A 25,020-nucleotide genomic window follows, 5' to 3' on the forward strand; every position below is an offset into this window, starting at 1 on the left:
CGCATCATGCAGAACCACTCACGTTCTTTTTCTTTCGCCCTTCGACTTTCGGCGCTCTTCCTCCTCGCCGCGCCGCTCGCCGCGTGTGGCGACGACCCGCCGGCGGGCCCGGGGCCGATCCCGCTCGACGCGCTCCGGGACGAGCTCGCGACCGCGACGTGCGAGCTCAACGTGCGATGCGGGTTATCGCCGGACAAGGCCACCTGCGAGGCGACGCAGGGTGACGCGCAGGAGACGCTCCAGCTCCTCACGGACGCGGTGCTCGGGCGCGTGACGTACGACGAGGCCGCGGGGCGCGCGTGCGTCGAGGCGATCCGCGCTCACGCCTGCGACACGCGCGCCTCGGCGCTGAAGGCGGTCACCGACGCGTGCGCCGGCATGTTCGTGGGTACGGTCCCCGAGGGCCAGGCGTGCCTGCTCGCGGAGGAGTGCGCGGGCGACAGCACCTGCGACACGTCGATGTGTATGGGCGGCGGGGTCTGCTGCCTGGGCGTGTGCGCGAAGCGCCCCGCGCTCGTGGCGGTGGGGGGCGACTGCACGACGAACCCGTGTGTGGCGTCGGCCTATTGTGATCAATCGGCGATGCCGTTCACGTGCAAGGCGCGCAAGGACAACGGCGAGGCGTGCGACGCGGTCGATCAATGCAAGGACGGGATGCGCTGCGACGTCGGTGGCAACCCGCAGACGTGTTACCTCCTGCAGGAGCACGGCGGCCAGTGCAACCCCGCGCTCGCGCAGGGCGCGTGCATCCGCTTCGACGATTATTGCCACCCGACGGACCGCAAATGCGTGCAGCTCCCGGGCGACGGCCAGCCGTGCACGATGGACGACGAGTGCGTGCAGTACGCATTCTGCGATAACGGCACGTGCAAGCGGAGGGCGATCGAGGGCGAGGCATGCATGGACAGCAACAACTGCCTCGGCACGCTCCGGTGCGACGAGATGGTCTGCACGATGCGGCCCTCGAATGAGGTCTGCGCGTTTTGAAGGTCTGCAACGCCCTCCCTCTCCACGTGTGGAGAGGGAGGGCTGGGGTGGGTGAGGCTCAGCGGGCTCGGGCGGGTGAGGCTCAGAACTCCGTGACGCGCCCGCCCATCATCACCTTGCGCACCCCGTCGAGGACCACATTGACATCGGCCAGCGGGTCACCCTCGACCGCGATGATGTCGGCGTAATAACCCACCGCCACCTTCCCGATCTCGTTCTGGGCGCCGATGCTCTCGGCGCCGTTGATGGTGGCGGCGCGCAGCGCCTCGAGCGGCGTCATCCCGGCTTGCACGAGCCAACTGAGCTCCTGCGTATTCTGCCCGAACCCGGTGAACACGGCGTCCGAGCCCATCGCGATCTTCACGCCCACCGAGTGCGCCTGGGTCGCGGCCGCGAGGTTCTCCTGGATGTACGCCTCGAACTTCGCCTCCATGTCCGGCGTGTAGCCGAAGAACTCGATGTTGTCCTTGTAGTATCGATTGTGATCGATGGTCGGCACGTAGATCGTCCCCTTGTCAATCATGTTGCCGCAGTCCACCATGTCGATGCCCTCCGGGTGCTCGATCGAGTCCGGGCCGGCCAGGATGGCGAGCTTGGCCGTGTCCTCGTGGTACGCGTGAATCGCGATGGGCAAATTGTGCTGGTGGGACGTGTCGACGAGGAGCTTGAGCTGGTCGGCCGTGAACGTCGGCACGCAATCGAGCGTGTCGTCGGAGCACTGGTCGGCCCATACCTTCACGAGATCGGCGCCGCGCAGCTTCTGCATCTCCACCCAGCCCGTCAACTCGGTGTCCGTGAGCAGCGTCGGGAACTTGTAGCTGGAGATGCCGCCCATCGAGGCGTACATCCGCGGCCCCGGCGTCTTGCCGGACATGATCTCTTCGCGCAGGGGTTTCAGGAGGAAATCGGGGCCTCCCTTGTCGATCGCGGTCGTGACGCCGGTCTTGAGCGTCGCCAGCGCCGCGCCGCGGGCCAGCTCGAGGAGCTTCAAGGGGTTGTTGTTGTACAGCCAGCTGATGCGATCCCAGGGGAGCGTGCCCGGCTCCCCGTCCGTGTGGTAGGCCAAGTGGACGTGGGCGTCGATGAGCCCGGGCAGCCCCGTGTACGCCGACCAATCGACGACGCTGGCGCCGCACGGGATCTGCTTTTCATCCGTGCCGACGTAGCTGATCCGATCCTCGTGGATCACGACGATCGCATTCTCGAGGACCGAGCCGTCCTCCGGGTTGACGAGCTTGCCCAGCCGGATGGCCTTGTCGTCGGTCGTGCATTCGCCGCCGCCGGTGCCGCCGGTCCCTCCGCCGACGCCGCCGGTGCCGCCGGTACCGCCGTTGCCGCCGTTGCCACCTGCGTTGCCTGTGCCACCTGCGCCACCCGGGGTGCCCGGGGTGCCCTCACCGGGGCCGCAATGGGCGGTCGCGAGGAGGGTGCAAGCCAAGAAGGACGTCCGGAAAGCTATTTTCCACATGAGAGGCTCCTGATCCTGTCGAGGTGCGGCGCCACGGCGAGGCCCTGGATGTCCGCAGAAATTCGACGGTTTTTCGGTGCGGGCTCGAATGCCCGCAGGGACGCATCAGCAAGCGATGTGCCACACGGGCGGAAAGCCCAGGGCCTGCCCCTCTTGCGCGAATTGCGCAACCACGCTCCCTTGCGCGAATTGCGCAACCACGCTCCGTTGCGCGAATCGAGCAAGCGGCCAGGGCTCAGGCGCCGAGCAACAAATCGCGGTCGGCCCGCAGGGTGGCCACCAGAAAGTCGACGAGCACGCTCACCCGCGGGGTCTGCCGCAGGTCGCGGTGCACGGTCAGCCACAACGGCTGCCCGGGCTCGCGTGGCATGGGCACGTGCAAAAGGCCCGGCGTCCGGTCGCCGAGGAACCGCGGCAGCACCGCCACCCCGGCGTCGGCCTGCGCGGCCTCGGCGAGGGCCAGCGACACGTCGCTCACGAAGGCGGGCCGCGCGCCCGGCGACAGGTGTTGCAGCCAGGCCAGCTCGACGCCGCTCCCGGGCAGGAGCAGCGGGTGCGCGTGCAGATCCCCCGGCCCCCGGACCGGGTGCCGGTCGAGATACGCGGCGGACGCGTACAGGCCGTGCCTCACCTCGCCGACGCGGCGGACGCGCAGCGACTCGTGGGACGTACGCACGAAACGTAGCGCCAGCTCGGCCTCGCTGCGGCTGAGGTCGAGCACCGCGCCGGCCGGCAAGAGCTCGACGCAGAGCGCCGGGTACTGGTGGCCAAAACGCGCGAGGCGCGGGGCCAGGTAGGTGATGCCGAAGGTCTCGGGCGAGGTCACCCGCACCGTGCCCTCCAGCGCGCCGCGTTGCGCGTGCACCCCGCGCTCCAGCGCGAGCACCGCGTCCTCGACCTGCTGGAGAGGTGCGAGCAGCCGCTCGCCGTCACGCGTCAGCACGTAACCGGCGGCGGTGCGCGTGAACAGCCGCAGGCCCAGCGCGCGCTCGGCGGCCTCGACGCGCCGGCCGACCGTGGTGTGGTCGACGCCGAGCGCCGCGGCCGTCTTGGCGAGGGAACCCGCGCGCGAGAGCGCGGCGACGAAGCGAAGATCGTCCCAGTTCATGGGATGTGCATTCTTGCACGGCCGTCGGGTGCCGACGTGTATTCTCACCCGGCCGCGCGGGGGTTATGCCTCTCGGGTCCCTGAACCCCCGAGAGAGGTATTCATGCGCCGCTTCCTTCCGTTCGTCTTCGCCCTCGCCCTCGCCGCCTGCGCCGACGAGCCCGCCCCTGGCTCCGTCGCGCCCGTCCACACGTTGACCCTGCCCGCGGCTTATACGTCGTCGTCCGAGGTCCTCGTCTTCGCCGCGGTCGAGGACGGGCGGGCGAGCGACGAGGCCGAGTTGACCTACGGGCTCCTGGAGGGGTACCCGCGCGAAGTGACGCTCGTGCCGCGGCACGGCTACGTCGTTTTGCCCGCCTGCCAGATGCTGGAGCCTGGCCCGGTCGTCTGGCAATCGATCGCCGACGTGCAGGGCACGGCCGCGGCGGTCGAGCTCGTTGACGGCGCGCTCGCCGTCGAGCTGCGGGAGGAGGGCACCGTGACCGTGCTCCTCGAGGGCGAGATCTCCGGGCAGCATTGCACCTCCGCGGACGGCTCGATTGCGACGATGCTGCCGCTCCAGCACCGGATCGTGCTGCACGTCGAGCGCGTCACCGGCTTCGTGGTCGAGCAGATCCACCAGCAACGGGCCGGCTGCGAGGACACCGTGGTGCTGCCCTCGGGCGCGCCCTTCTGGGCGCCGACGGCGCGCCCGCTCGACGCGACGGGAGAGCCCTTTTCGCCGACGAACGCGCCCGCGCCCGTCGCCCTCACGCTTCAATCGGACGGGGGCCTCTCGCATGGGCCTTCGGATCCGCTCCTGATCGCGGGCCCGGGCGCGGTCACGGTGTCGGCCGAGACGACGCTGCCGGTGCAGGGGCTCTCCGCGTTCGAGGTGGTCGGCCCGGACGCGCTGACGTCCGTCGAGGCCTCGCTCTACCTGCGCAAGGTGGCCTCCAAGGGCAATGTCTCCGAGCTGATCGAGGAGGGCGCGTCGTACACGCTCTTCTACCCCGAGGAGCAGAATGGCGTCGACCTGCACGTCGAGGCGGCGACGACGACCCACGGCGCGCTCTGCGCGAACGTGCCGGGGGCCTGGTTCGTGTCGGCGTCGTCGACGCCCGCGCAATGCGAGGGGAGCGTGGGCATCGACGAGCCATTCTCGTCGACCACCATTCCGGTGGCCACGATCGGGGCCCCGGGCGAGTGCCGTCTCTCCGTGACGATCCCGGGCACGGCCGAGGGCTGGACGACGCGGTTCAGCGTCGCGCCGTGAGCGGGGTCTTCACATGAGGCAAAGGCACTTGGGGCAGCCGTTGACCCACGAACAGACGCCGGCCCCGGGGCCCCCGCACTCCTGATCACACGACGCCTCGGTGCAGTACCATCCGCACTTGTTCTGCTCGGCGGCGTCCGTGGGAGCGGCGGACATGGAGACCATCGCGAAGGTCATGGCCGCCGTGGCGGCGAGGGCTTGCAGGAATCGCTTCACTTGCTTCATTTTGGTACCTCCTCGACGAAGCCCGAGCCGGGCTCGCAGGGCGACGTTACCAGGGTCGATCGCGGGATTGAAGCGATGTCGGTGGGCGCGTCGATTTCGCAGTGATACGCCAAAAGTGTGATCGGGACGGTGGGTTAGGGATCCTCGGCGTCACGGCTTCGGCCGACCTGTCCAGAACGACCGCCCGATTTTATAAGGGAGGTCATCACACGCGAGGAGGAGGTCCTCGGACTCCGGAGGGGCCCAGCCCTTCGGCAGCATGCTTTCGTAGGTCGCGCGCGCCAGGGCGAGCCCGTCGAGGGCGGCCTCGATGAAGTCCGCGCCCATGCCATGGCGAAGGGGGGCGGTCTCGGAGGGACCGAAGGCGAAGGCGCATTTCCACGCGCCAAGCTCCGCCTGGTAGGGCTTGAAGACGGTGAGGAGCAGCGCGGTGGCGGCGCCGGTCTCGTCGGGATAGCGGAGCCTTCGGGTGGCGAAGACCTCCAGGGTGCCCGGGTTGTCCTCGGGCGGTGGGATCTCGGGCGGCTGAACCGGCCAGGGACCCTTGTTCATGGGCAAACCGCAGTCGCGTAACCCTTGCCAATGTCCCGTCCTCGACCACTTCGTCGTCTCGAAGTAGAGGCGCGCATCGAGCAGGCCGTCGACGAATGCCTGCAGGACGTCCACGCCGCGCGCCCTGGCGAGCCTCGGCTTGATGGGCGGCTCGAAATCGAACACGCACACCCAGTCCCCGTGGTCATTTTCGAAGGGCTCGAAGATGGTCAGGACCACGTCCTTCTCGGCCTCGACGCCCTCGTCGGTGTACCTCAGGGTTCGTGTCGTCAGGATATTCATCGGGTGCGCCGCGGGTTCAGTTCGGGATCTTTTTCATGCACTCTGCATTCTTGTCCGAGCACTCCCTGTTGCAGCGCCACAGGGCTTCACTGCCGCGCTTATGCGCCTTACCGCACCAATCGTAGCAGTGCTCGTAGAGCCGCGCGCATTCCTCTCTCCGTCGCTCCTTCTCCTCATCGCTCATTTCCTGGGGCACCACGGGCCGACGTCCCGTCGAGCCCGCTGCCGTCTGCACCGCCGCGTTCCCTTCGAGCTTGGCTTCCGTGGGCGCTGCCGTCGCCGCCGTCAATGACATGGGCGGCGGTTCCTGCTGCATGTCACCCACGCCCGACGCCACGCCGAGCGAGCCGTACAGAACAAGCGCCCCGAGGCCTGCGCTCAACTTCATAGGCTCCCTCCGGTTTCCGAGGTACAACCCCCGTACCTCTCCCGTCAAACTTTCGCCTTTCCAGGCGGTAGACCCGAACGACGCGTGAGGTGCGCAGCTCCCCATCGGCATTCCCCTCGCGGCAGCCGGACGCATGCTTCGAGCCCGTTGACGCCGATACCCACGTGGCTTAGGCGAGGCCTCATGGTCGTGCGTAACCATCGCCGCGGACGCCTCGTGTTCGACCGAGATGCCATCGTGCGCGCCGCGCTGCGCGCTTACGTGGAAGCCCGCGTCGCAAAGAGGAGCGCGCCCGCACGACGGACGCACCCATCCACGCGATCATCGACGCGGTGGTCGATCGGCGAATGCAGGGCCCCACGGAGCTCACGACCGACGAGCTCGCCACGCTGATCCCCAAGCCGCACGACCCTTCGCTCCAGCTCAGCGTCCAGCGCATGCTTCAAAAAATCGGCATCACCTGGCCCGGCTCGCCCGAGCTCCCCCCCGAGCCGCCGCCGCGGGAGCCACGTATCAACCCCTTCACGGGAAAGCCCATGCCACCGGCCGGACGGCAGAGCGGTCGGGGGTGAGGACATCTCAACCAGAATCGCGGCTCCGACGAGCGCGGCGAGCACGTCGACAAAGCCCCCGACCCTCGTCGACAAGGCCGGCGGGGACGTCGACAAAGCCCCCGACCCTCGTCGACATGGCCGGCGGAGACGTCGACAAAGCCCCCGACCCTCGTCGACATGGCCGGCGGAGACGTCGACAAAGCCCCCGACCCTCGTCGACAAGGCCGGCGGGCATGTCGACAAAGCCCCTGCCCGTTGCCGACAAGCCCGGCGGGCACGTCGACAAAGCCCCACCCCATTGCCGACAAGCCCGGCGGGCACGTCGACAAAGCCTCTGCCCGATGTCGAGAAGGGTGGCGGGCCTCTCGACAAGGCCCCTCCCCTTTGTCGACAAGCGCGGCGAGCATGTCGACAAAACCCCACCCCGTTGCCGACAAGCCCGCCGGGCTCGTCGACGAAGCCCCGCCCCCTTGCCGGCAACCCCGGCGCGGTTGCTTTCGACCCCCCCGGGCGCTCCCACCTTGACGCCGGCCGTCTGCTTCGTTACGCCGCTTCTCCCATGAAACCTCGTCTTTTCCTGCTCGCACTCCCCCTCGCGCTCGGCATTTCGACAGAGGAGGCCCGCGCCTCCAACTATCCCCCCAGCTACCCGACCTGCGGCATCGTCGACAGCGTCGACGCGGGGCCCTTCGAGATCCTGCGGAACAACGTGGATCTCTACGATGCCCACGCCACGCTCACGATCGCGTACCGCGGATACCTCCGCGACATGTACCCGGACGACGAGATCAACATCTACGTCAAGCTGAACGGCAACGACGCGTTCCTGCCGGCCAGCGCCGGGACGAACGACGACGCCTACGTGATGCTCGATTCCGGGCCGCGGGCCTGCGTCTGGTGCAGCAGCGGTGGGGGCAACCCCTATCCGCAATGCGAGGGGCTCACCTTCCCGCAATATTCGAGCGGGCGATGGGTCTGCGGCGACATGACGCCCACCGAGGCGCACGTCTTTTACTGGGCGTTCAACTCGTCCGGCGCGCAGAACGCGTGGGACATCGAGCTCGCGGCCGAGTCCCACGGAGACTGGGATAGCAACTGGGGCTGGAACCATTACGGCCGCCTGGAGCCGCGCCTCGCCTGTTACTGAGCGCGGAGCGCGGCTCTCGGCCTACGATCAGCAGCAGCGCCTGAAGACCGCCAGGTGGGGGTGCGGTTTCGTGGGGCTCGTCGAGTCGTCCGGGAAATTCGACACGAAGGCATCGGGGTCGATCCTCTTGCCGTTCGACCAGGTACCGTTCACCTCGAGCTCCGATATGAACTCGGGGTGGACGTTGTAAGGATCGTCGGAGAGCGCGACGAAGTCCGCGAGTTTGCCGACCGTGATGGAGCCGAGATCGTGGTCGCGCCGCAGATGATACGCGGCGTTCATCGTGTGCGCCATCAGCGCGTCGTGCAGGGTCACCGCCTGCTCGGGACCATGCACCTTGCCCTTCGGCGACGTGGGGCGGCGCGTGACCATCATTTGAATGTTGAGCAGCGGCTTGGGCGGGCTGACGCTCCCGTCGTTGTGGAAAGACACCCGCGCGCCGGCCCTCACTGCGTCCCCGGCCCGCACCCACTGACTGCCGATCTCGGGCGAGAAGATCTCGCCGTCGAGCAGATCGCCCCAGTAGATGAACTGGAACGGCGGGAGCGAGATCATTATGCCGAGGCCGGCGGCGCGCGCGAACTGATCGCCGCGACAAGCTCCGCAGTGCTCCACGCGCCAGCGATGGTCGGTGCCGAGCCGGCCGTATCTGACGAGTGCGCGCTGGTAGGCGTCGAGCACCACATCGAGCGCGACGTCGCCATTGCAGTGGAAGGCGAACTGCCAGCCCATCCACACGTACTTGTCGAGGATTGCATCGAGCTGTGCGGGCGTGTAGTTGAGATTCTTCGTGCCGCCGGGGTCGCGCGGGATCTGCGCGTCATTCACCGTTTTGGAGTCCTGGTACGGGAACGACGCGGCGAGGTTGCCGACCCACGGCGACCCATCGGCCCAGAGCTTGATGCCCTGCTTCCAGAGCCGGGCCTCCAGGCCGGGAGAATCGGAGGGGTACTCGAGTTTGTCACCGGGCTCCCCGGACGTGTCGGTGGACATGTGGTACAGCCCCACGCGCAGCGGCGAGTGGGGCGCTTTCGCGAGCGCGACGTAGTACTCGAGCATATTCGCCCCGTAGGTGTGCTCCGACGTCATCGTGATGCCGTTCTTGGCCATCAACGCGTACCAGAGCGCAGCGGAGCGTAGCGCATTCGGGATCGCCAGTCCCAGCTGGGCTTTGTTCAGGACCGACATGATCGCGGGCGTCTCGTAGGCACGGCCGTTCGATTCGCCGACCACCAACTTGTTGTCGTCCTTTTGGTCTTCGGCCGTATACGTGCCGAAACTCCCGCCCGTCGGATTCCCGATGGGCTTCTTATCGGGAAACGTATCTGGGTTTCCCTCGATGAGCTTGGTGTTGAAGTACGCCGCGTGCCCGGAGTTGTCGAGGACCAGCACAGGGCGGTCGGGGAAGTAATTATCGAGGGTGTCGCGGCGGAGCTCCGGTGCGCCCTGGAGCATCCGATCGAGGCCGTTGAAGATCAACGGCTGGTCGTGGGGGATCTTCTCGTCGCCATTGATGGTGCGGAAGAAATCCTCGACCAGCGGCCAGGTCTTGTACGGGTACTCCTTCTTCCCATTCGTCTCCCTTGTGACGTAGGGGGCGATCCAGTACGCCGGGGGCTGGGTGGTCGCGCCGGAGCTCACCGGGTGGTTGTGCGGATCGATGAAGCCCGGCATCAGCACCTTCACGGTGGTCACGTCGTCCGTGTGGACATCGGGGAACTTGGTGCACAAATCCTTGAAGTCGCCCACGGCGAGGATGACACCGGTCTCCGAGTCGAAGGCGACGGCCTCGGCGCGCGGCTTGGCCGGGTCCATCGTGATGATGGTGTTGGAAGCCTTGATGATCTTGATCGCGGACATTGGAGCGCCCTTTCCGTTCGGAGTTTCGCGCGCGGCGTTCAGCAAGGCCGATGCCAGGCCGAAGAGCCCTTCCGAGGGCCGACGCGACCGCGTTTCCGGGGGGAGGGGCGGGGGGCGAGGTGTACGTGTACTCGTACGTGTACGTGCGGGCAGGCTCACCCTCGATAATCGTCGAGGTGGATGCCGAGCTTCTCCATCCACCGATGGATGTGAATTCGCGACTTTCCCATGACGCGCGCCACGGCCGTCACGTTGCCCCGGTGCGCCTGGAGCAGGGACACGAGCCGCTCGCGAAGGTCCCCCTGGCTCGAGGGCGCCTCGCTCGTGGGCCTGAGCTTCGCCGGAGCCTTCACGACGCCCTCGGGGAGGTGCGATGGCTCCACCACGCCACGCTCGGCGAGCCCCACGCCCATCGTGAGTGCCTGTTTCAGCTCGCGGATGTTGTGGTGCCATGCATACGAGAGCAGCCGTCGCCCGGTCGCGACGCTCAGGCGGGCATCCATCACGCCTGGTATATTCGTGCGTCGAAAGAGGTCGCTGATCAACAGCCCGACATCCTCGATTCGTTCGCGGAGCGGCGGGAGCGTGTGCTGGTAGCCCGCGAGGCGCGCCAGAAGATCATCCCGGAATTCGCCCCGCAGGCAAAGCGCGTCGAGGGACTTGTGCGTGGCCGCGAGGACGCGCACGTCCACGAGGGTCGGGCGCGTCCCGCCCACGGGGACGACCTCGCGCTCCTGGAGGGCGCGGAGAACGGTGGCTTGCGCGGGCAAGGGCAGATCACCCACCTCGTCGAGGAACAAGGTCCCCCCTTCCGCGCTGCGGATGTAGCCCGGCTCGTCTCGTTGCGCCCCCGTGAACGCGCCTTTGACGTGACCGAAGAGCTGGGACTCCACGAGCGACGACGGCAAGCCGCCGCAATTGACGGCGACCAGAGGCCCTGGGCGGCCCGAGAGCGCGTGGATCCCTTTCGCGAGCACCTCCTTGCCGGTGCCCGTCTCGCCGAGAAGCAGGGTCGAAATCGGCAAGCGTGCGACACGCGCGAGCGTGCCGAGCCCCGCGGCGACGGCAGGCAAGAGGGTCGAAAACCCGAAGGCCTCCGGAGGACGAAGCGCGCTGTCGAGGTCCTCGGCCGCGTCCGGCGGCGCGGGCAAGGCCGCACGATACCGCAGGACGACCGATCCTATCTCGATGAAATCCCCGTCCCGGATGTGCGCCCGGGCGACGCGCTCGCCGTTGACGCAGCAGCCATTCTTCGAATCGAGGTCCTCGAGCAGCCATTCGCCATACGTGCGGACGAGGCGCGCGTGCGCCCGCGAGACGGTCGACGACGGGAGGCGCAGCGCGAGCCGCCGCGCGCCGCGCTCGTCCACGCGCGACGCCTCACGCGTGGAGCCGCGCCCGATCGTGATCTCGTCGACCCCGGAGAGGTCGTAACGAGCGCCGCCGAGGGTCGGGTTGTCGCAGTGGAGCACGACGAAGAGAAAAGGGAGGGGGCGGGCGGCAGGGCGCAGGTCGTCCTCCGGCACGTCCTCGGTCGTGGTGAAGGTCTCGTTCATGATGATCACCTCCCAGGCCTTTCAGCGCGCGCTTCGGTCACGCGGCGCTTGCAGGCCTCCTCGTCTGCGCGCGCGTCGTCGTCCGTCACGTCCAGGAGCTCGATCCGGGTCGCGGGGGGTATACAATAGGAAGTCGCCCTCCAGAGCCGCGGATCGTCGGGGCCGGAGAAGGGGTGCACGTCGGGCCAGAAGCGGGCGACCGTCTCCTCGGATTGAACGGCGATGTGCTCGCCGTCGGGGCTCCAGAACGAGTACCTGACGTGGGCCTGCGCGCCGACGAGGACGAACGGCACGCCCGAGCCGTCGGCATTCCACACGCGCGTCAACCTGTCCCGTGAGTTGGTGAGGAGGCGCGTGCCGTCCGGGCTCCACTGGACATAGGTCTGCTGATTCCCCCGAATACCGAAGACGACGTCCGGCTCCCGGGCACCATCCGTCTTCCAGACCTGCACCGCGCCGTCGTCGAACGCCATGGCGACGCGGCGGCCATCGGGGCTGAAGCTCGTATGCGTCACGGGACCGGACACCGGGAACACGAAGGGCGGAGCCCCGTCGACGTTCCAGATTCGCACGGCGTGATCCACATAGATCGCGAGGACACGAGAGCCGTCCGGGCTCCATTCCGCTGTGTAAACGGCGGCGTCGCGCTCGCCGAGGGTGAGGAGCTCTTCGCCCTCGTCCACGTTCCAGACCTGGATGATTCCGTGCTGCGTATCCCAGACGAGGAGCCGTTTGCACGATGGATCGAAGCTCGTGACCAGGAAATCGGTCCTGACGGGTCTCGTCGTCGTCGAGAGCAGACGCCCGTCCGGGCTCCATCGTCGGAGCATCCCGTCCTGCGACGCCGTGGCGATGGCGTCGCCTTGGGAGCACCACGCGACGGCTCGAACCGCGTCCGGATGACCTCCAAGCACGATGGGCACACCGGAGCCGTCCGCGTTCCATATTCGCGCTGTCTTGTCGGTGAACGCCGTGACGATGCGAGTGCCGTCGGGGCTCCACGCGGACTGCGAGGCATCGGAAGCGGGCAGGACGCTCTCGTCCGTTCCATTCACGTTCCATACATGCGTCGCGCCCGACACCATGACGAAACGTTTGCCATCCGGGCTGAAGGCGGAGGGGCCGACGATGGCCGTGCTGCCTGGAAGGACCAGGGGGGCGAGGATATCGTCGAGGTTCCATACACGCAGGGTATTGTCGAGCGAGGCCGTGACGAGCCGGCGGCCCTCCGGGCTGAATCTCGCCGTGTACACCCAATGGCCGTGGCCACGCAGGACGAGCGGCCCTGCGCCGCCGTTTGCATTCCAGATTCGAGCCGTCTTGTCCTTGCTCGCCGAGGCAATCCGACGGCCGTCGGGGCTCCAGGCGACGGTCATGATCTTGTCGTCGTGCCCGCGCAAGACGAGGCGCTCGGCGCCGCTCGAAGCGTCCCATATCCGGATCGTCCGATCCGCGCTCGCCGTCGCGATGCGTGTTCCATCCGGGTGAAACGCGGCCGCGATGACCGCCCCCGTATGCCCGCGCAGCAGCAGCGGTTCGCCCGCGCCGTCTGCATTCCATACCCGCGCAGCGCCGTCCGCTCCCGCCGTGACGATGCGCCTGCCATCCGGGCTGAATTCAGCAAAGTTGACATCGTCGACGTGGCGAAGAGCGACGAGCTCCTTTCCAGAGGCCGCGCCAAAGACGCGCGCGGTGCCGTCTTCGGACGACGTCACGACGAGCTTCCCATCCGGGCTCATCAAGGCGGAGTTCACGGGAGCTTCGTGGCCACGCAGGACGAGCGGCTCCCCCTTGCCATCCGCAGGCTCTACCCGTGCTGTCTTGTCGCCGGATGCCGTGAGGATGCGCTCGCCGTCCGGGCTCCACGCGGCTCTCCACAAGTGGGCCTCGTGTCCGCGCAAGACCCTTTGCTCTTTGAGGTCCTTGGCATCGAGGACCCGCGCGGTCTTGTCTCCGAGCGCCAGGACGATACGCTCGCCGTCCGGGCTCATGGTGGCGTCATAGACGAGCGGTTTGGGGGCTCCCGGCGCGACCCACGCCGCGCTCGCGACGCCCTGCGAAAGCGCGGCGCTCACGAGCTCGGACCATTCCTTCGGGATGTCCTCTTTTTCGACCTCCCGCAGGAGCGCGAGCACGAGCATCGGATCGTCCTGCCGCTTGCGCGCGGCGAGGATGCGCATCGCATTGCGGCCTCGGAGCGCTTGAAGCGCGAGGGCCTCGTTCTGCTCCTTGACCCGCGCGGCTTCCGCGTCCGCGCGCGTTGCCTGGGCGTCCGCGCGCATCGCCAAGAAAAACACCACGACGGCCACGGCGCTGACGAACACGAACGCCCCCGCGAGGAGCCGCGTGCGCTGACGTCGCGCGCGGTCCGCGAGGGCCAAGACGGCCTCGAGGTACCGCTCCTCGACCTTTCCCACGAGGTTGCCGCGCGCCTCGGCGCCGTCCCCGCGATGCCGTTCATAAAAGACGCGCGCCTCCTCGGCGGCGCGGTCGCGCCAGAGCAAACCCGAGGGCGCTCCGCTCGCCTGCCATTGCGAGGCCGCGGCGCGCAATCGAGCCAGAAACAGAGCGTCCTCCGCATTTTCGCCGAGCCAGCGCGCGAGCGTGGGCCAGCGCTCGATGAGCGACTCGTGCACGAGCTCGACCGTCGCCGAGCCCGGCTCCCCGTCCGTATCGAGGAGCAAGAGCCGCGCGTCGCAGAGCTCTCGCACCACGGCCTCCACCGCCGTCGCGTCATTGGCGAGCTCGGCGAGCTCGCGCATGCCGACGATGGCGCGTGTGCGCTCCGGCGTCACGAGGCGCAGGAAAATCGCCCGGCACAAGCTTTGGTCGGTCGCCGAGAGCCGCGCGACGACGGCGTCCGCGTGCGTCGCGAGCGCGCCGGCCACGCCGCCGAGTGTCTCGTGGCTTTGCCGCGTGAGCAGCTTTTGCTCCTTGTCGCGCGCGTCCCAGAGGTGCGCGGCCGAGAACTGCAAGAGCGGCAGGGGGCTCCGGGCGCGCTCGAGCTCGTCGAGGATTTCCTCGATCATCGCCTCGCTCTCGAATCGATGACCTGCCGCCTCCACCGGCCGCGTCAAAGCCTCACGCAGCTCCGCGCGTCCCACGGGCGTCAAGAAAAAGAGGCCGGCCCGCACCTGCGACATGAAAGGGCGATCCTCGGCGACGCGATCCAGGAAATCGGAGCGGATCGCGAGGATGACGCGCAAGGGCGACGACGCGTCGTCCGCCGCGCCGAGCAGGGCGGCGAGGAACGCGGCGCGCTCGTCCGCGTCCGGGACGAGGGTATAAAGCTCCTCGAATTGGTCGACGAAGACGAGCATGCGGCGCGAAAGGCCCCGCCTGCGACAGTGGGCGCGCAGATGCTTGCCGAGCAGGCCCGGCTGCGTCTCGAAATGGCCGTCCACGTCCGCGGGCGCGAGCGCCGTGGCGAGCGCCTCGCGGAGCGCCGAGAGCGGCGCGCGGCCCGGGCGGACGACGAGGGCGTCCCATTCCTCGCCCGACCGCTTCAAGGCGGGGATCACCCCCGCGCGAATGAAGGAGGATTTGCCCGCGCCCGAGGGCGCCGCGACCACGACGAGCGCCTGACGCGCGAGGCTGCCCAGGAGCGCGGCCACGTCGGGCGCGCGGCCGAAGAAGCGGTCGGCGTCGGCCTCTTGAAAGGCGGCGAGCCCAGCGAACGGGCGCGCGTCGCCCTTCACCACGACGGCGCCGTGGACCGCGAGGCATGCTTCGAGCGCGGCGAGCAGCTCCTCCGCCGAGCGGAAGCGTTCTTCCTTCTTCTTGCGCAGGCAGCGATCGATGACCTCCGAGATCTCGGCGAGCTCCGGCCGAACGTCGGCGAGGCGCGGCATCGGCGTCTCCAGATCGGAGAGGGCCCAAAGCCGCTCCATCGTGAGCGGCGCGAGGGGATGGGCGCCGGCGAGGAGCTCGTAAAAAACGACGCCCGCGGCCCATAGGTCGCAACGCGCGTCGATCTTGTCGCCGCTCCATTGCTCGGGCGACATGTAGGCCCGCGTGCCCGCGCGCCGCTTCGGCTCCTCGGAATCGACGGGCCTCGCGAGGCCGAAATCGAGGACCTTCACCTGCCCGGCGTCGAGCAGCATGATGTTTTCGGGCTTGAGGTCGCGGTGGACGACGCCGCTTTTGTGGGCCGCGGCGAGCGCCCGAACGACGGAGACCATGATGTCGAACACGAAGCCCCGTGGCAGCGCGCGCCCGTCGCCCCGTCGGCCCTTGGAAAGGACCTCGCGCAACGTGCGTCCTTCGACGTATTCGAGGACCATGTAGGGGCGCCCGTCGAGCTCACCGACCTCGTAGATGACGACGATGTTGTCGTGCCTCGCGCGGGCGGTCGCCTGGGCCTCCGCGCGCAGGCGGGGCGCGGCCTGCCCGCCGCCGTGGAGGAGCTTGATGGCGACGAGGCGCCCGAGCTTCGTGTCCCGCGCGAGGAGCACGACCCCCATGCCGCCTTCGCCGAGCTCGCGGATGATTTCGTAGTGTTTGATGAACCCACCGGGCGGGGAGGGGTCGAGCGAAGGCGGCGCGGCTTCGGGCGGCGTGGGGGCCTCGGCCGAGGTGGAGAGCGTCGAGGTGGCGGACGTGTCTGTGGAGTGCGGCTGGGTGAGCGTGCGGGTGGCGCACTCCATCGATACGCGCCCTTGCTCCGCGGACGACGGGCGCGCTTGCAGGGCTGCTTGGTGCTCGCTCCTCATGACGCGGGGGGCTGAACGTATCACGCGCCGAAGAGGGATTGCACAGAAGCCGGCGAGCCGAGATCGACGTCTCGGAGCCCGACCACGCGCCCTACCACACGACCCGCGCCGTGCTGCTCGACGCCCTGGGTCGAGCGTCATCGCGTAAGGAAGCTCGGAGAGGGCCGCGAGGAGTCAGAGCGCCGCGAGCGCCGCGAGCACCTGATCGGCGTGCCCGTCGACCTTCACGTTCGCGAACCGCTTCGTGATCCGCCCCTGCTCGTCGATGATCACCGTCGTGCGGAGCGCCCCTTCGAACGTCCTGCCATAATTCGTCTTCGTGCCCCAGGCACCATAAGCGCGGTGCACCGCGCCGTCCGTGTCGGCGAGCAGCGGGAAGGTGAGGTCGTGCTTCGCCTTGAAGCCCGCGTGGGTCTTCGCCGAATCTCGGCTCACGCCGAGCACCACGGCGCCCTGCTTCCGGAGCGCGGCGAGGCTCGCCTGGAACGCGCACGCCTCGCGCGTGCAGCCGGGGGTGTTGTCCTTCGGGTAGAAATAAAGGACCACACGTTTCCCGGCGTAATCGGCGAGCGAGACGTCCTTGCCCTCGTCCGAGGGCAGGGTGAAGGCGGGGGCCGCCTCGCGGCTGCCCTCCGCCTCCGCCGGGGCCGCCTTCTTCGCGGGGGCCGCCTTTTTCGTGGGGGTGGTGGTCTTCTTCGTGGTTGCTTTTTTCTCGTACGACGTCGCCATGCCCGGTCCTCCTCTCGCGCGCGGGCGAACCGTAGCGCAGGAGGAAGGCCGGGCGCAATGGCCGCTATTCGGGGTCGCAGGCGCCTTCGCAGGTGTTCTGGATCTGCCCGTCCGGCTGGAAGAACAGGTCGAGCTGGTCCTTCACCTTCACGTTGCGCCGGACGCCCTCGTGCACGTCGTTCTTGTCGGCCTCCGTGGGCACGCGGCATTCGATGCCGGGCTCGGTGGCGAGCTTGAAGTCGATCACCACGAGCGCGTCGTCCGCGGGCGCCGTCGTGCTCTCGAGCCCCCAGATCGGCCGCGGCGCGGGGTCGAGCAGGGCAATACCCGTCGCGCGCGCGACGAGGTGGCTCGAGAGGTTGTTCACCGAGTGATCCCCGATTCCGATCTGCATGAGGATGTGCCGGTTCGCCGGGCTCTTCGGGTAGGTATTCGTGAGCAGATGCGGGGCGTAGGTCATGGGGTCGACGCGGTCCCAGGTGCCCTGGCTGAGCGCCATCAGCTTCATGACGGTGAGCGGGTTCTGGAGCTGGCCCTGGAGCGCGCCGTAGAGCGGCGCATAACTCGCGGAGCGCGACATCATCAGCGAATACGGGCCGCCGCCGACGCCGAGCGCCGCGCGGTCGAGCAGCGGGTTCAGGGCCATCATGGTGACGCCGAAGATCGAGCCCTGGCTGATGCCGTAATAGTAGAGCTGGTTCGTGTCGTAGAGGGGCTTGCCGAACCGCTGGAGCTCGGGCAGCGCGGCGATCGGGCCCTTCAGGGCATAGCTGAGCGCGATGTAGTTGATGATGCCCTGGTGCGTGCGGTCGACGAAGCCGAAGACGTTCCCGACATCGGAGAGCGCCCGCCCGAGGACGACCGGCATGTCCGGCTCGCTCATGCCCCAGAGGTCGACCGCGGCGGCGATGAACTTGCGCTCGTTCTCGTAGCCGCGCATGAAGCCATAATCGATCTCCTCGCGCAGGCCGAAGAAGCCGTGGCCGTACTGGAGGATGCGGGCCGGCTCGAAGGAGTCGTCCGCGGGCTTCAAGCTGTGCGGGACCTGCAAGACGAAGGGGACGTCGGCCTCGCCATTCTGCGTGACCTTGCCGCTCGCGTCCCGATGGAGCATCGCGCTCGGCTCGACGCTCTCCATGTAGAGCGGCACCTTGATCTTGCCCTCGATACGCAGCCAGACGTTCTCGTTCTGCTCGGGCGTGTTCTCCTCGACCACGACGACGTCGAGCACCTCCGGCGCCTTCGCCTCGAGCTTCGTGAGGAGGTCGTCGCGCATCGTGAGCAGGTCGCGCGTGTTCATCTCCTCGCTCGACGTGGTGAAATCCCAGGCGAGCTGGAGGTTTTCACGATCGACGCCGTGGGCGACGAGCGCCGGGAAGACGTCTTTTTCGTAGCGGCTCGCGATGGGGTCGAGCACGGAGTCGCCCGACGTCTGTTTGTCGCGGATTCGCTTGAAGCCCTCGGGCGGCGCGAGGAGCGGGCCCGCGGACGCGCTCGTATCCGGCGCGAGCCCCTGGACGGCGACGATGTATCGCTTGCCGTTCTCGAGCCGCACGAACGGGCGGATGATGAACGCGCGCTCCGAGGGCTCGAGCGTGTTCATGTCGACCTCGGCCCACGCCGGCACGGGTTTGCCCGTCTCGGCGTCGAGCAGGATCACCTTGCTGTCGGGCAGCAGGCTCTTTTCGGGGTCGTCCGTGTGGAACACGACGCCCTCGGTGCTCACGCCTTCCTTGAAATGGACGAGGATCGGCTGGTGGTGCGAGAACCCGTCGATCGGGTGTGTCTCCGTGAAATCGAAGGGCACCTCGTTCTTGTCCTTCATCCGGGCGGGCTCGGGGATGGCGACCCGCTTGCCGCTCGGCATGGACGCGTCGTCGACGAGGTAAAAATCGGACGGGTAGGGAAGCAGGCAGTCGTGTTCGAATGCGATCGGGTTGCAGCCCTCGGGGACGGCGAGCGGCGCGAGCCCGGCGGGCGGCGGGGTCGTCGTATCGTCCGAGCACCCGAGCGCGGCGAGCGACGTGAACGAAATGAGGCAAGCGAGAAGGGACCGAGACGGTAGCATGGCAAGCTCCTCCGCCTGCCATGCTAACACGACGGACGGAGGAGCAAAGCCTCAGCTCTTGCGGACGCGGTGGGCCTTCTCGTAGAGGCCGGGGAAGACGCCGTGCGGGTCGAGCCTACGCTTCGCGGCCTCGTAACGCTCGCGGTCGTAGATCTGCCAGAACCGCTCCTCGGTGTAATGGTTGCGCGAGATCAAGGTCTTCACGCCGCCGAGCTCGTAGGTCTTCTGCTCCAGCACCTCGGACCCGTCGACGCGCGGATCGTCATTGGGCTTGCCGTAGACCGCGCAGTCGATCCAGAGCTCGTCCCCGTGCCGCGCGTGCGATTCGCGGATCCAGGGGTAGGGGCGCGGCATGCGGTACGGGACGACCCAGAGCGGCCAGAAATCGAAATCACGCTCGTACCACTCGTAGAACGCGCCGAAGTTCCGCTGCGGGACGAAGACGTCGCAGACGACGTCGGGGCGCGATTTCAGGCCGAGCACGCGATCGAGCCGCTTCGACCATCGAATGAGGTTGCGCGAGCCGAGCACGTGGCGCCCGACGAGCCAGCGCACGGGCCTCGTCTCGAGCCCCGGGACGGTGCGGCTGAGCCAGTGGCACTCGGCGTCGTAACGGAAGAAATAGTCGGGCGTGCTGAGGAAATCGTCCGTCCGCCCGCGCGTGCTCTTGTAATAGATGTCGAGCCAGCGGTAGCTCGAGGTGTAGGGCGCGTCGTCGACGAACGCGCCGAGGCAGAGCACGAAGTCGCGCGGGCCGTGCACGATACCGTCCACGAACTCGAAATCACCCGCCTTGCAGCGCTCCACCATCGCCGCGTTGAAGGCGTCGAAATGGTCGAAGCGGCGGTACTCCATCCGCACGAAGCGCTTGGCCGGCACGAGCTCGAACGTGAGGCGCGAGAGGACGCCGAGCGTGCCGTACGAGCCGTGGATCATGTCGAAGAGCGAGGGCTCCTTCTCGCGCGAGCAGGTGACGATCTGGCCGTCGCCGGAGATCACCTCGTATTCGAGGCAGCCATCGTGAAACCCGCCGTGGCGGTACGAGCTCGACTCGATGGAGCAGCCCGCGACCGCGCCGCCGAGCGTGATGTCCTCGAGCTCGGGGACGACCGCGGGCACGAGGCCGTGCTCGAGCGTGCGCGGGACGAGCTCGGCGAACGTGACGCCCGGCTCGGCGACGCAGACGCGGCGCTCGGGGTCGATCGTGAGCACGCGCCGGAGCCGCGAGGCGTCGATCGGCGTGGCCCGCTCGCGAGGGTCGCCCGGGACGGGCACGAAATGGGAGACGCCGCCCTTGTCGATACGGACGGGCCCGCCCCGGCTGGCCTGAACACGAATGGTCGTGGCGACGCGCGAGACCTCGCGCTCGTGGGAAGAGAGATCCATTGGTTGCCCCCCGTGCCCCGGAGAGGTGGCATCCGAGCAAAGGAGGGTCAAGCAGGCTTATCGTGAATTCGCGGCGCCGTGCGGGACGGCCTCACCCCCAACCCCTCTCCACTCCGTGGAGAGGGGAGCCAGAGGCGCTTTTCTCCCCCTCTCCACGGAGTGGAGAGGGGGATGGGGGGTGAGGCTAGCTCGCCATGAGGAGGGCCTTGAGCTGCGACGGCTGGATGCCGTATTCCTTGCGGCAATAATCGCAGGTGATCTCGAGGGGCTTGTTGTCGCGGAGCAGCTCCTCGATATCGGAGCGCGGCAGCGTCGCCAGGCTGGAGAGGACGCGGAGCTCGCTGCAATGGCACGCATACCGGAGCTCGCTCTCCGCGAGCAGCGTGTACGGCATGCCATAAAGGAGCTCTTCGATCAGCAGGTCCGGCGAGAGGTCACCTTTGCGCAGGAGCTCGTCGAGCTTCGGAAAATCCTCGAGCCGCTGCGTCATGATCATGAGCGGCCCACGCTCGACCTCCGGCAGGAGCTCGACGATGTAGCCGCCCGCCGCCACGACCTCGTCGCCTTCGAGCAGCGTGGCGACGGCGATCGTGGAGACGATCTGCTCGGAGTGCTGCATGTACGCCATCAGCGCCCCCGAGATCCCGCCGTCGGGCGTCTCGAACGAGACCTCGACGATGCCCTGGTGGAGCGCGCCGTTCGGCAGCGTGCGCATCATCTTGAGAAGCGCGCCCTTGCCGCCCGCCATGTCCTCGCCGGTCTCGCCGCTGAAGCCCACGAGGCCGCGGTTCGTCCCGTCCGGGTGCGCGTCCGCCACGAGGCTGCCCTTGCCGCTCGCGCCCTTCAAGATGCCCTGCACGCGCAGGTTCGGGCTCATCGCCTCGCGGATCAGGATCGCGCCTGTGACGAGCTCGCCGAAGCGGCTCGCGACGGCGCCCTTCGCCTTCTGCGAGGCGATCGCGCCGCGCACGGTCTCGGTCGTCAGCGCGCTGATGACGCGAAACGCGCCGTCGTTCGTCATCGCGCGGATGACCTTGTCGGTTCCCTTGTTCGTCTCGTTTCGCTCGGTCATCAAACGGCCACCGCCGTCCCGGACGCGATGAGGCCGTCGCGTTCGAGCAGCGCCTCCAGGGTTGGCTCGCGCCCCATGAAGCGCCGATAAAGGACCATCGGGTCCTCGCTGTCGCCTCGCGCGAGGATCTCGGAGCGGAAGGCCTCGCCGACCGCCCGGCTGAACAGTCCCTCGCGCTTGAACCGCGAGAACGCGTCGGCGTCGAGCACCTCCGCCCACTTGTACGAGTAATAGCCGGCGGCATACCCCACCGGGCTCGAGAAGAGGTGCGAGAACGACGCGATCATCGCGTGATCGGAGGGCAGCGCCGCGGGCGAGTGGCGCGAGAGGATCTCGCGCCCGTACGCCGTCGGATCCCCGTCCCGCGCCGGATCCCAGTCCACGTGCAGCGCGAGGTCGACCTCCGCGAAGCCGAGCTGCCGCATCATCGCGTTCGCCGCGCGGAACGTGCGCGCCGCCCGCATGCGCTCGAGCAGCGGCGCCGGGATCGGCGCGCCGCTCTCGTGGTGCCGCGCGAAGAGGTCGAGCGCGTCCTTCTCCCAGCACCAGTTCTCCATGATCTGCGAGGGCAGCTCGACGAAGTCCCAGGCCACGTTCGTCCCGGCCAGCGTGCGCACCTCCACGCGGCTCGACGCGTGGTGCATGAGGTGGCCGAACTCGTGGAAGAGCGTCTCGACCTCGCGGTGGTTGAGAAGCGCGGGACGATCGCCGATCGGCGGCGTGAGGTTGCCCGCGAGCACCTCCACGTGCGTCGCGGGGACCTCGGTCGACCACACGCCCGTCACGAGCCCCTGCATCCACGCGCCGTCGCGCTTCGACTCGCGCGGCCAGAGGTCGACGTAGAACACCGCGCTCGTGTGCCCGTCCGGCTCGACGATGCGGTAGGTCGAGACGCCCTCGTGCCACGCCTTCGTCTCGGGCGAAGGCTCGATGCGCACGCCGTAGAGCGAGGAGGCGATCGCGAAGACGCCGTCGAGCGCCTTGTCCGCGGCGAAATAAGGGCGGAGCGACTCCTCGTCGAAATCGTACCGCGCGCGGCGGAGCTTCTCGGCGTAATACGCGACGTCCCACGGCTCGATCTTCGGCGCGCCCGGGCCCTCGAGCTCCTTGCGGTACGCCTCGAGCTCGGCGTTCTCCCGATCGAAATGGGCGCGCGCCTTGTCGCGGAGCGTCTGCACGAACGTGCGCGCGGCGTGCCCGGACTTCGCCATGCGATCTTCGAGCACGAGGTCGGCGAAGCTCTCGAAGCCGAGCAGGCGCGCCTTCTCGCGCCGCAGCTCCAGGATCTTGCGCACGAGGGGCCGGTTGTCCCAGTCGCCCTCGGTCGCGCGCGTGGCGTAGGCGCGGTACATGCGCTCGCGGATCGAGCGATCGTCGAGGTACGTCATCACGGGCAGGTAACTCGGCGCCTGCATCGTGAAGCGATACCCTTTGATGCCCTTGGCCTCCGCGCTCGCCCGCGCCGCGAGCACCGCGCCCTCGGGCAGGCCCGCGAGTTTGTCGTGATCCTCGAGCACGAGCTCGAACGCGTTCGTCGAGTCGAGCACGTTCTGGCCGTAACGGAGGGTGAGCTGCGCGAGCTCGACGTCGATCTCCGCGAGGCGCTTCTTGCCGGCCGGATCGAGGTCCGCGCCGCTGCGCTTGAAGTCGGCGATCGTCTTGTCGACGAGGCGCCTCTTCGTCCCCGTGAGGCCCCTGGCCTCGTCCGTCGCGGCGTACGCCTTGAGCGCGCTCCACACGGGCTCCGAGAGCGCGATGCCGCAGAAGAACTCGCTCACCTCGGGCTGCACCGCTACGTATGCGGCGCGTAGCTCCGGCGTCGTCGCCACGCTCTCCAGGTGGCCGACGACGCCCATCACGAAATCGAGCTGCTCCGTCACGCGCTCGAGCGCGGTGATGGTGTTCTCGAACGTGCGTGGTCCCTCGTGGGCCGCGAGGGCATCGAGCCGCGCCTTCGCCTCGGCGAGCAGCGCCCTCACGGCGGGCTCGACGTGCTCGCCGCGGATGCGATCGAAGGGGATGTCGTTGCCGAGGCCGAGCAGCGGATTTTCGTGAGATTCAGGCATGTTCGGTGCTCTCGCGGCGAGCGCGCCTCCTCTGGGGACTACTTCGTCCTTGGTACCTACGATCGCCTCCGGACTCGCGCAACGCTTGGTTGAATCTCCAGCGTTTTCCGCGGTCTCCGGTTCCGCTACCCTCGCGCCGTGAACGTCGCGCTCTTCCTCATCGGGATCGGCAAGATCCTCTTCGGCATCGTCGTCGGCGCCCTGGGCGTCTGGCTCGGCTCGCGCGTGCTCGGGCGGCTCTTGCGCCTCGGGGAGATGGACGAGGAGCTCGCGAAGGGGAACAGCGGCGTCGCCGTGATCTCGGCCGCGGGCCTGCTGTCGCTCGGGCTCCTCGTGCAGCACGCGGTGAGCGCGACGTTCGCCGCGATGGACCTCATGTACCGCGGACAGAAGCTTCAGCCGGCGATGCTGAGCAAGTTCGCGTTTTACGGCCTTTCGCACGTCGCGCTCTCGCTCGCGGTGGGCGCGCTGGCGATCGCCGTGGGTACGTTCCTCTTCGTCCGCGTCACGCGTGGCGTGGACGAGCTCGCCGAGATCCGGAAGGGCAACGTCGCGCCTGCGCTCGTGCTCGGCGCGGTGATGGTGGTGATCGCGCTCGTGGCCGCGCCGGGGCTCGAGACCGCCCTCGACGGCCTGCTCCCGCTGCCCGAGCTCGCGCGTGACGAGGTGATGGCGCCGTCATGAAGGAAGGCAAGCTCCTCGCGCTCGCCGCGACCACGTGCCTCTTCGTCACGGGCTGCTGCTGCGGCCTCGGCGACCTCGCCGAGCTTCTCACGCAAGAAGGCGACGAGGAGCCCGCCGCGGGCGAGGCGGGCGTCGATCTCGGCGTCGCGGTGTACCCCGAAGCGACGCCCCCGTCCGGCGCGACGAGGTATACGTGGCGGGATCGCCGCCTCGAGCCGCCCGTCTATCGCGCAGGGTACGCGCTCGGCGCGGACGAACAGCGGGACGTCGACCAGGCGCACCACGAGCTCGCGAAGCGCCTGCGCTACCAGGACGCGGGCAACGGCGCGTTCAAGTGGGTGCCGCCGCCCGGCTGCGACGCGAGCATGCAGTGCATCTTCGAGTCGCTCGCGGAGCGCAGCAAGCCCGACATCGATCCGCTGGCCGCGCGCTTCAAGGCGCGTATCCGCGAGGCGAAGATGAGCACCCTCGACGCCGTCGAGCTCCTGACCTCGTTCGTCCAGACGATCCCTTACGAGATCCCCAAGGAGCGCCCGTTTGGCCTCATGCCGCCGGCGCTCGTCGCCTCGGCGAAGAAGGGCGACTGCGATTCGAAGGCGCTGCTCTTGCACATGCTGCTCGACGCGATCGGCGTGGACAGCGTGATCGTGAACTCGAATGCCCATCGCCACGCGATGCTCGGCGTCGCCGTGCCTGCACAAGGCCAGAAGATCCGCTACCAGGGCCGCGAGTACGCGTTCGTCGAGACGACCGCGAAGGACGCGCCGGTCGGGTGGATCTCGAAGGAGCTCTTGAAGCCGAACGACTGGGTCGTCGTGCCCGTGCGTATCCGCTCGAAGGAGTCTTCGCCGAAGAACGAGGCCGCGACCGGGAAGGCCGCGGAGCCGCCGAAGACGAGGTCGACGAAGAGGCGTTGAGGAT

At 68.4% G+C, this 25,020-nt stretch carries 19 protein-coding genes; 6 read left to right on the forward strand and 13 right to left on the reverse strand.

Going from position 1 to position 25,020, the window contains the following annotated elements; translation table 11 throughout:
- Window positions 1-6: 6 nt before the first annotated feature.
- Entirely contained in the window at window positions 7-987 is a 981-nt protein-coding gene (locus tag GF068_RS30925; protein ID WP_153823109.1) for a hypothetical protein, read from the forward strand.
- 82 nt (window positions 988-1,069) lie between these two features.
- On the opposite strand, the gene GF068_RS30930 is transcribed toward GF068_RS30925, so the two are convergent.
- On the reverse strand, window positions 1,070-2,455 hold the full coding sequence (locus tag GF068_RS30930) for an amidohydrolase family protein (protein WP_153823110.1): 1,386 nt from the start codon (window positions 2,453-2,455) through the stop codon (window positions 1,070-1,072).
- Window positions 2,456-2,690: 235 nt separating this feature from the next.
- Window positions 2,691-3,563 (reverse strand): LysR family transcriptional regulator, encoded by an 873-nt coding sequence (locus tag GF068_RS30935; RefSeq protein WP_153823111.1) that lies wholly within the window; start codon window positions 3,561-3,563, stop codon window positions 2,691-2,693.
- Between the two features lie 103 nt (window positions 3,564-3,666).
- Here GF068_RS30935 and GF068_RS30940 point away from each other — a divergent pair, with 103 nt between their 5' ends.
- Window positions 3,667-4,818 (forward strand): hypothetical protein, encoded by a 1,152-nt coding sequence (locus GF068_RS30940; RefSeq protein ID WP_153823112.1) that lies wholly within the window; start codon window positions 3,667-3,669, stop codon window positions 4,816-4,818.
- 9 nt (window positions 4,819-4,827) lie between these two features.
- Here GF068_RS30940 and GF068_RS30945 read toward each other — a convergent pair whose 3' ends face one another.
- The 3 genes from GF068_RS30945 to GF068_RS30955 form a co-directional block, all read right to left on the reverse strand.
- Window positions 4,828-5,043: a hypothetical protein gene (locus tag GF068_RS30945; RefSeq protein ID WP_153823113.1), complete on the reverse strand. Its 216-nt coding sequence runs from the start codon at window positions 5,041-5,043 to the stop codon at window positions 4,828-4,830.
- Between the two features lie 150 nt (window positions 5,044-5,193).
- Window positions 5,194-5,877, reverse strand: a complete 684-nt coding sequence (locus GF068_RS30950) for a DUF6968 family protein (protein ID WP_153823114.1) — start codon at window positions 5,875-5,877, stop codon at window positions 5,194-5,196.
- A 16-nt stretch (window positions 5,878-5,893) separates the two neighbouring features.
- Window positions 5,894-6,265 carry a hypothetical protein gene (locus GF068_RS30955; RefSeq protein WP_153823115.1) on the reverse strand — a complete coding sequence of 124 codons (372 nt, stop codon included), beginning with the start codon at window positions 6,263-6,265 and terminating at the stop codon, window positions 5,894-5,896.
- 332 nt (window positions 6,266-6,597) lie between these two features.
- Here GF068_RS30955 and GF068_RS30960 point away from each other — a divergent pair, with 332 nt between their 5' ends.
- Both GF068_RS30960 and GF068_RS30965 read left to right on the forward strand, forming a co-directional pair.
- Window positions 6,598-6,837, forward strand: coding sequence for a hypothetical protein (locus GF068_RS30960; RefSeq protein WP_153823116.1), 240 nt, complete (start codon window positions 6,598-6,600; stop codon window positions 6,835-6,837).
- 541 nt (window positions 6,838-7,378) lie between these two features.
- Window positions 7,379-7,966: a hypothetical protein gene (locus GF068_RS30965; RefSeq protein ID WP_153823117.1), complete on the forward strand. Its 588-nt coding sequence runs from the start codon at window positions 7,379-7,381 to the stop codon at window positions 7,964-7,966.
- A gap of 27 nt (window positions 7,967-7,993) precedes the next feature.
- Here GF068_RS30965 and GF068_RS30970 read toward each other — a convergent pair whose 3' ends face one another.
- The 8 genes from GF068_RS30970 to GF068_RS31005 all read right to left on the reverse strand — a co-directional run bounded on the left by GF068_RS30970 (window position 7,994) and on the right by GF068_RS31005 (window position 23,415).
- Window positions 7,994-9,826, reverse strand: coding sequence for an amidohydrolase (locus tag GF068_RS30970; protein ID WP_153823118.1), 1,833 nt, complete (start codon window positions 9,824-9,826; stop codon window positions 7,994-7,996).
- A gap of 155 nt (window positions 9,827-9,981) precedes the next feature.
- Complete coding sequence (locus tag GF068_RS30975) at window positions 9,982-11,382, reverse strand: sigma 54-interacting transcriptional regulator (RefSeq protein ID WP_153823119.1); 1,401 nt, start codon at window positions 11,380-11,382, stop codon at window positions 9,982-9,984.
- A 5-nt stretch (window positions 11,383-11,387) separates the two neighbouring features.
- Entirely contained in the window at window positions 11,388-16,094 is a 4,707-nt protein-coding gene (locus tag GF068_RS30980; RefSeq protein ID WP_170319768.1) for an nSTAND1 domain-containing NTPase, read from the reverse strand.
- A 174-nt stretch (window positions 16,095-16,268) separates the two neighbouring features.
- A complete protein-coding gene (gene bcp / locus GF068_RS30985; protein ID WP_153823121.1) occupies window positions 16,269-16,823 on the reverse strand; it encodes a thioredoxin-dependent thiol peroxidase in 555 nt (184 codons plus the stop codon).
- 64 nt (window positions 16,824-16,887) lie between these two features.
- The gene (locus GF068_RS30990) at window positions 16,888-18,891 is read right to left on the reverse strand and encodes a hypothetical protein (protein WP_153823122.1); all 2,004 of its coding nucleotides are present in this window, start codon (window positions 18,889-18,891) and stop codon (window positions 16,888-16,890) included.
- 51 nt (window positions 18,892-18,942) lie between these two features.
- Window positions 18,943-20,277 (reverse strand): FAD-binding oxidoreductase, encoded by a 1,335-nt coding sequence (locus GF068_RS30995; protein ID WP_153823123.1) that lies wholly within the window; start codon window positions 20,275-20,277, stop codon window positions 18,943-18,945.
- 184 nt (window positions 20,278-20,461) lie between these two features.
- Complete coding sequence (gene hslO / locus GF068_RS31000; RefSeq protein WP_153823124.1) at window positions 20,462-21,349, reverse strand: Hsp33 family molecular chaperone HslO; 888 nt, start codon at window positions 21,347-21,349, stop codon at window positions 20,462-20,464.
- Window positions 21,349-23,415 (reverse strand): M3 family metallopeptidase, encoded by a 2,067-nt coding sequence (locus tag GF068_RS31005; RefSeq protein ID WP_153823125.1) that lies wholly within the window; start codon window positions 23,413-23,415, stop codon window positions 21,349-21,351. The genes hslO and GF068_RS31005 overlap by 1 nt, the downstream gene beginning before the upstream one ends.
- A 138-nt stretch (window positions 23,416-23,553) precedes the next feature.
- Between GF068_RS31005 and GF068_RS43820 the strand changes: the two genes are divergently transcribed.
- Window positions 23,554-24,099 (forward strand): DUF350 domain-containing protein, encoded by a 546-nt coding sequence (locus GF068_RS43820; RefSeq protein WP_170319769.1) that lies wholly within the window; start codon window positions 23,554-23,556, stop codon window positions 24,097-24,099.
- The gene (locus tag GF068_RS31015; RefSeq protein ID WP_153823126.1) at window positions 24,096-25,016 is read left to right on the forward strand and encodes a transglutaminase-like domain-containing protein; all 921 of its coding nucleotides are present in this window, start codon (window positions 24,096-24,098) and stop codon (window positions 25,014-25,016) included. Before GF068_RS43820 ends, GF068_RS31015 begins: the two co-directional genes overlap by 4 nt.
- Window positions 25,017-25,020 lie beyond the last annotated feature (4 nt).

The organism is Polyangium spumosum, assembly GCF_009649845.1.
Classification (GTDB): Bacteria; Myxococcota_A; Polyangia; order Polyangiales; family Polyangiaceae; genus Polyangium; species Polyangium spumosum.

Bases quoted from the DNA above. Each gene is read 5' to 3' on its own strand.
- GF068_RS30945 (WP_153823113.1), bottom strand. From the start codon at position 5,043: ATGAAGCAAGTGAAGCGATTCCTGCAAGCCCTCGCCGCCACGGCGGCC.
- bcp (WP_153823121.1), bottom strand. From the start codon at position 16,823: ATGGCGACGTCGTACGAGAAAAAAGCAACCACGAAGAAGACCACCACC.
- GF068_RS31005 (WP_153823125.1), bottom strand. From the start codon at position 23,415: ATGCCTGAATCTCACGAAAATCCGCTGCTCGGCCTCGGCAACGACATC.
- hslO (WP_153823124.1), bottom strand. From the start codon at position 21,349: ATGACCGAGCGAAACGAGACGAACAAGGGAACCGACAAGGTCATCCGC.
- GF068_RS30970 (WP_153823118.1), bottom strand. From the start codon at position 9,826: ATGTCCGCGATCAAGATCATCAAGGCTTCCAACACCATCATCACGATG.
- GF068_RS30950 (WP_153823114.1), bottom strand. From the start codon at position 5,877: ATGAATATCCTGACGACACGAACCCTGAGGTACACCGACGAGGGCGTC.
- GF068_RS30980 (WP_170319768.1), bottom strand. From the start codon at position 16,094: ATGAGGAGCGAGCACCAAGCAGCCCTGCAAGCGCGCCCGTCGTCCGCG.
- GF068_RS30995 (WP_153823123.1), bottom strand. From the start codon at position 20,277: ATGGATCTCTCTTCCCACGAGCGCGAGGTCTCGCGCGTCGCCACGACC.
- GF068_RS30935 (WP_153823111.1), bottom strand. From the start codon at position 3,563: ATGAACTGGGACGATCTTCGCTTCGTCGCCGCGCTCTCGCGCGCGGGT.
- GF068_RS30925 (WP_153823109.1), top strand. From the start codon at position 7: ATGCAGAACCACTCACGTTCTTTTTCTTTCGCCCTTCGACTTTCGGCG.
- GF068_RS30990 (WP_153823122.1), bottom strand. From the start codon at position 18,891: ATGCTACCGTCTCGGTCCCTTCTCGCTTGCCTCATTTCGTTCACGTCG.
- GF068_RS30975 (WP_153823119.1), bottom strand. From the start codon at position 11,382: ATGAACGAGACCTTCACCACGACCGAGGACGTGCCGGAGGACGACCTG.
- GF068_RS30955 (WP_153823115.1), bottom strand. From the start codon at position 6,265: ATGAAGTTGAGCGCAGGCCTCGGGGCGCTTGTTCTGTACGGCTCGCTC.
- GF068_RS30940 (WP_153823112.1), top strand. From the start codon at position 3,667: ATGCGCCGCTTCCTTCCGTTCGTCTTCGCCCTCGCCCTCGCCGCCTGC.
- GF068_RS30965 (WP_153823117.1), top strand. From the start codon at position 7,379: ATGAAACCTCGTCTTTTCCTGCTCGCACTCCCCCTCGCGCTCGGCATT.
- GF068_RS31015 (WP_153823126.1), top strand. From the start codon at position 24,096: ATGAAGGAAGGCAAGCTCCTCGCGCTCGCCGCGACCACGTGCCTCTTC.
- GF068_RS30930 (WP_153823110.1), bottom strand. From the start codon at position 2,455: ATGTGGAAAATAGCTTTCCGGACGTCCTTCTTGGCTTGCACCCTCCTC.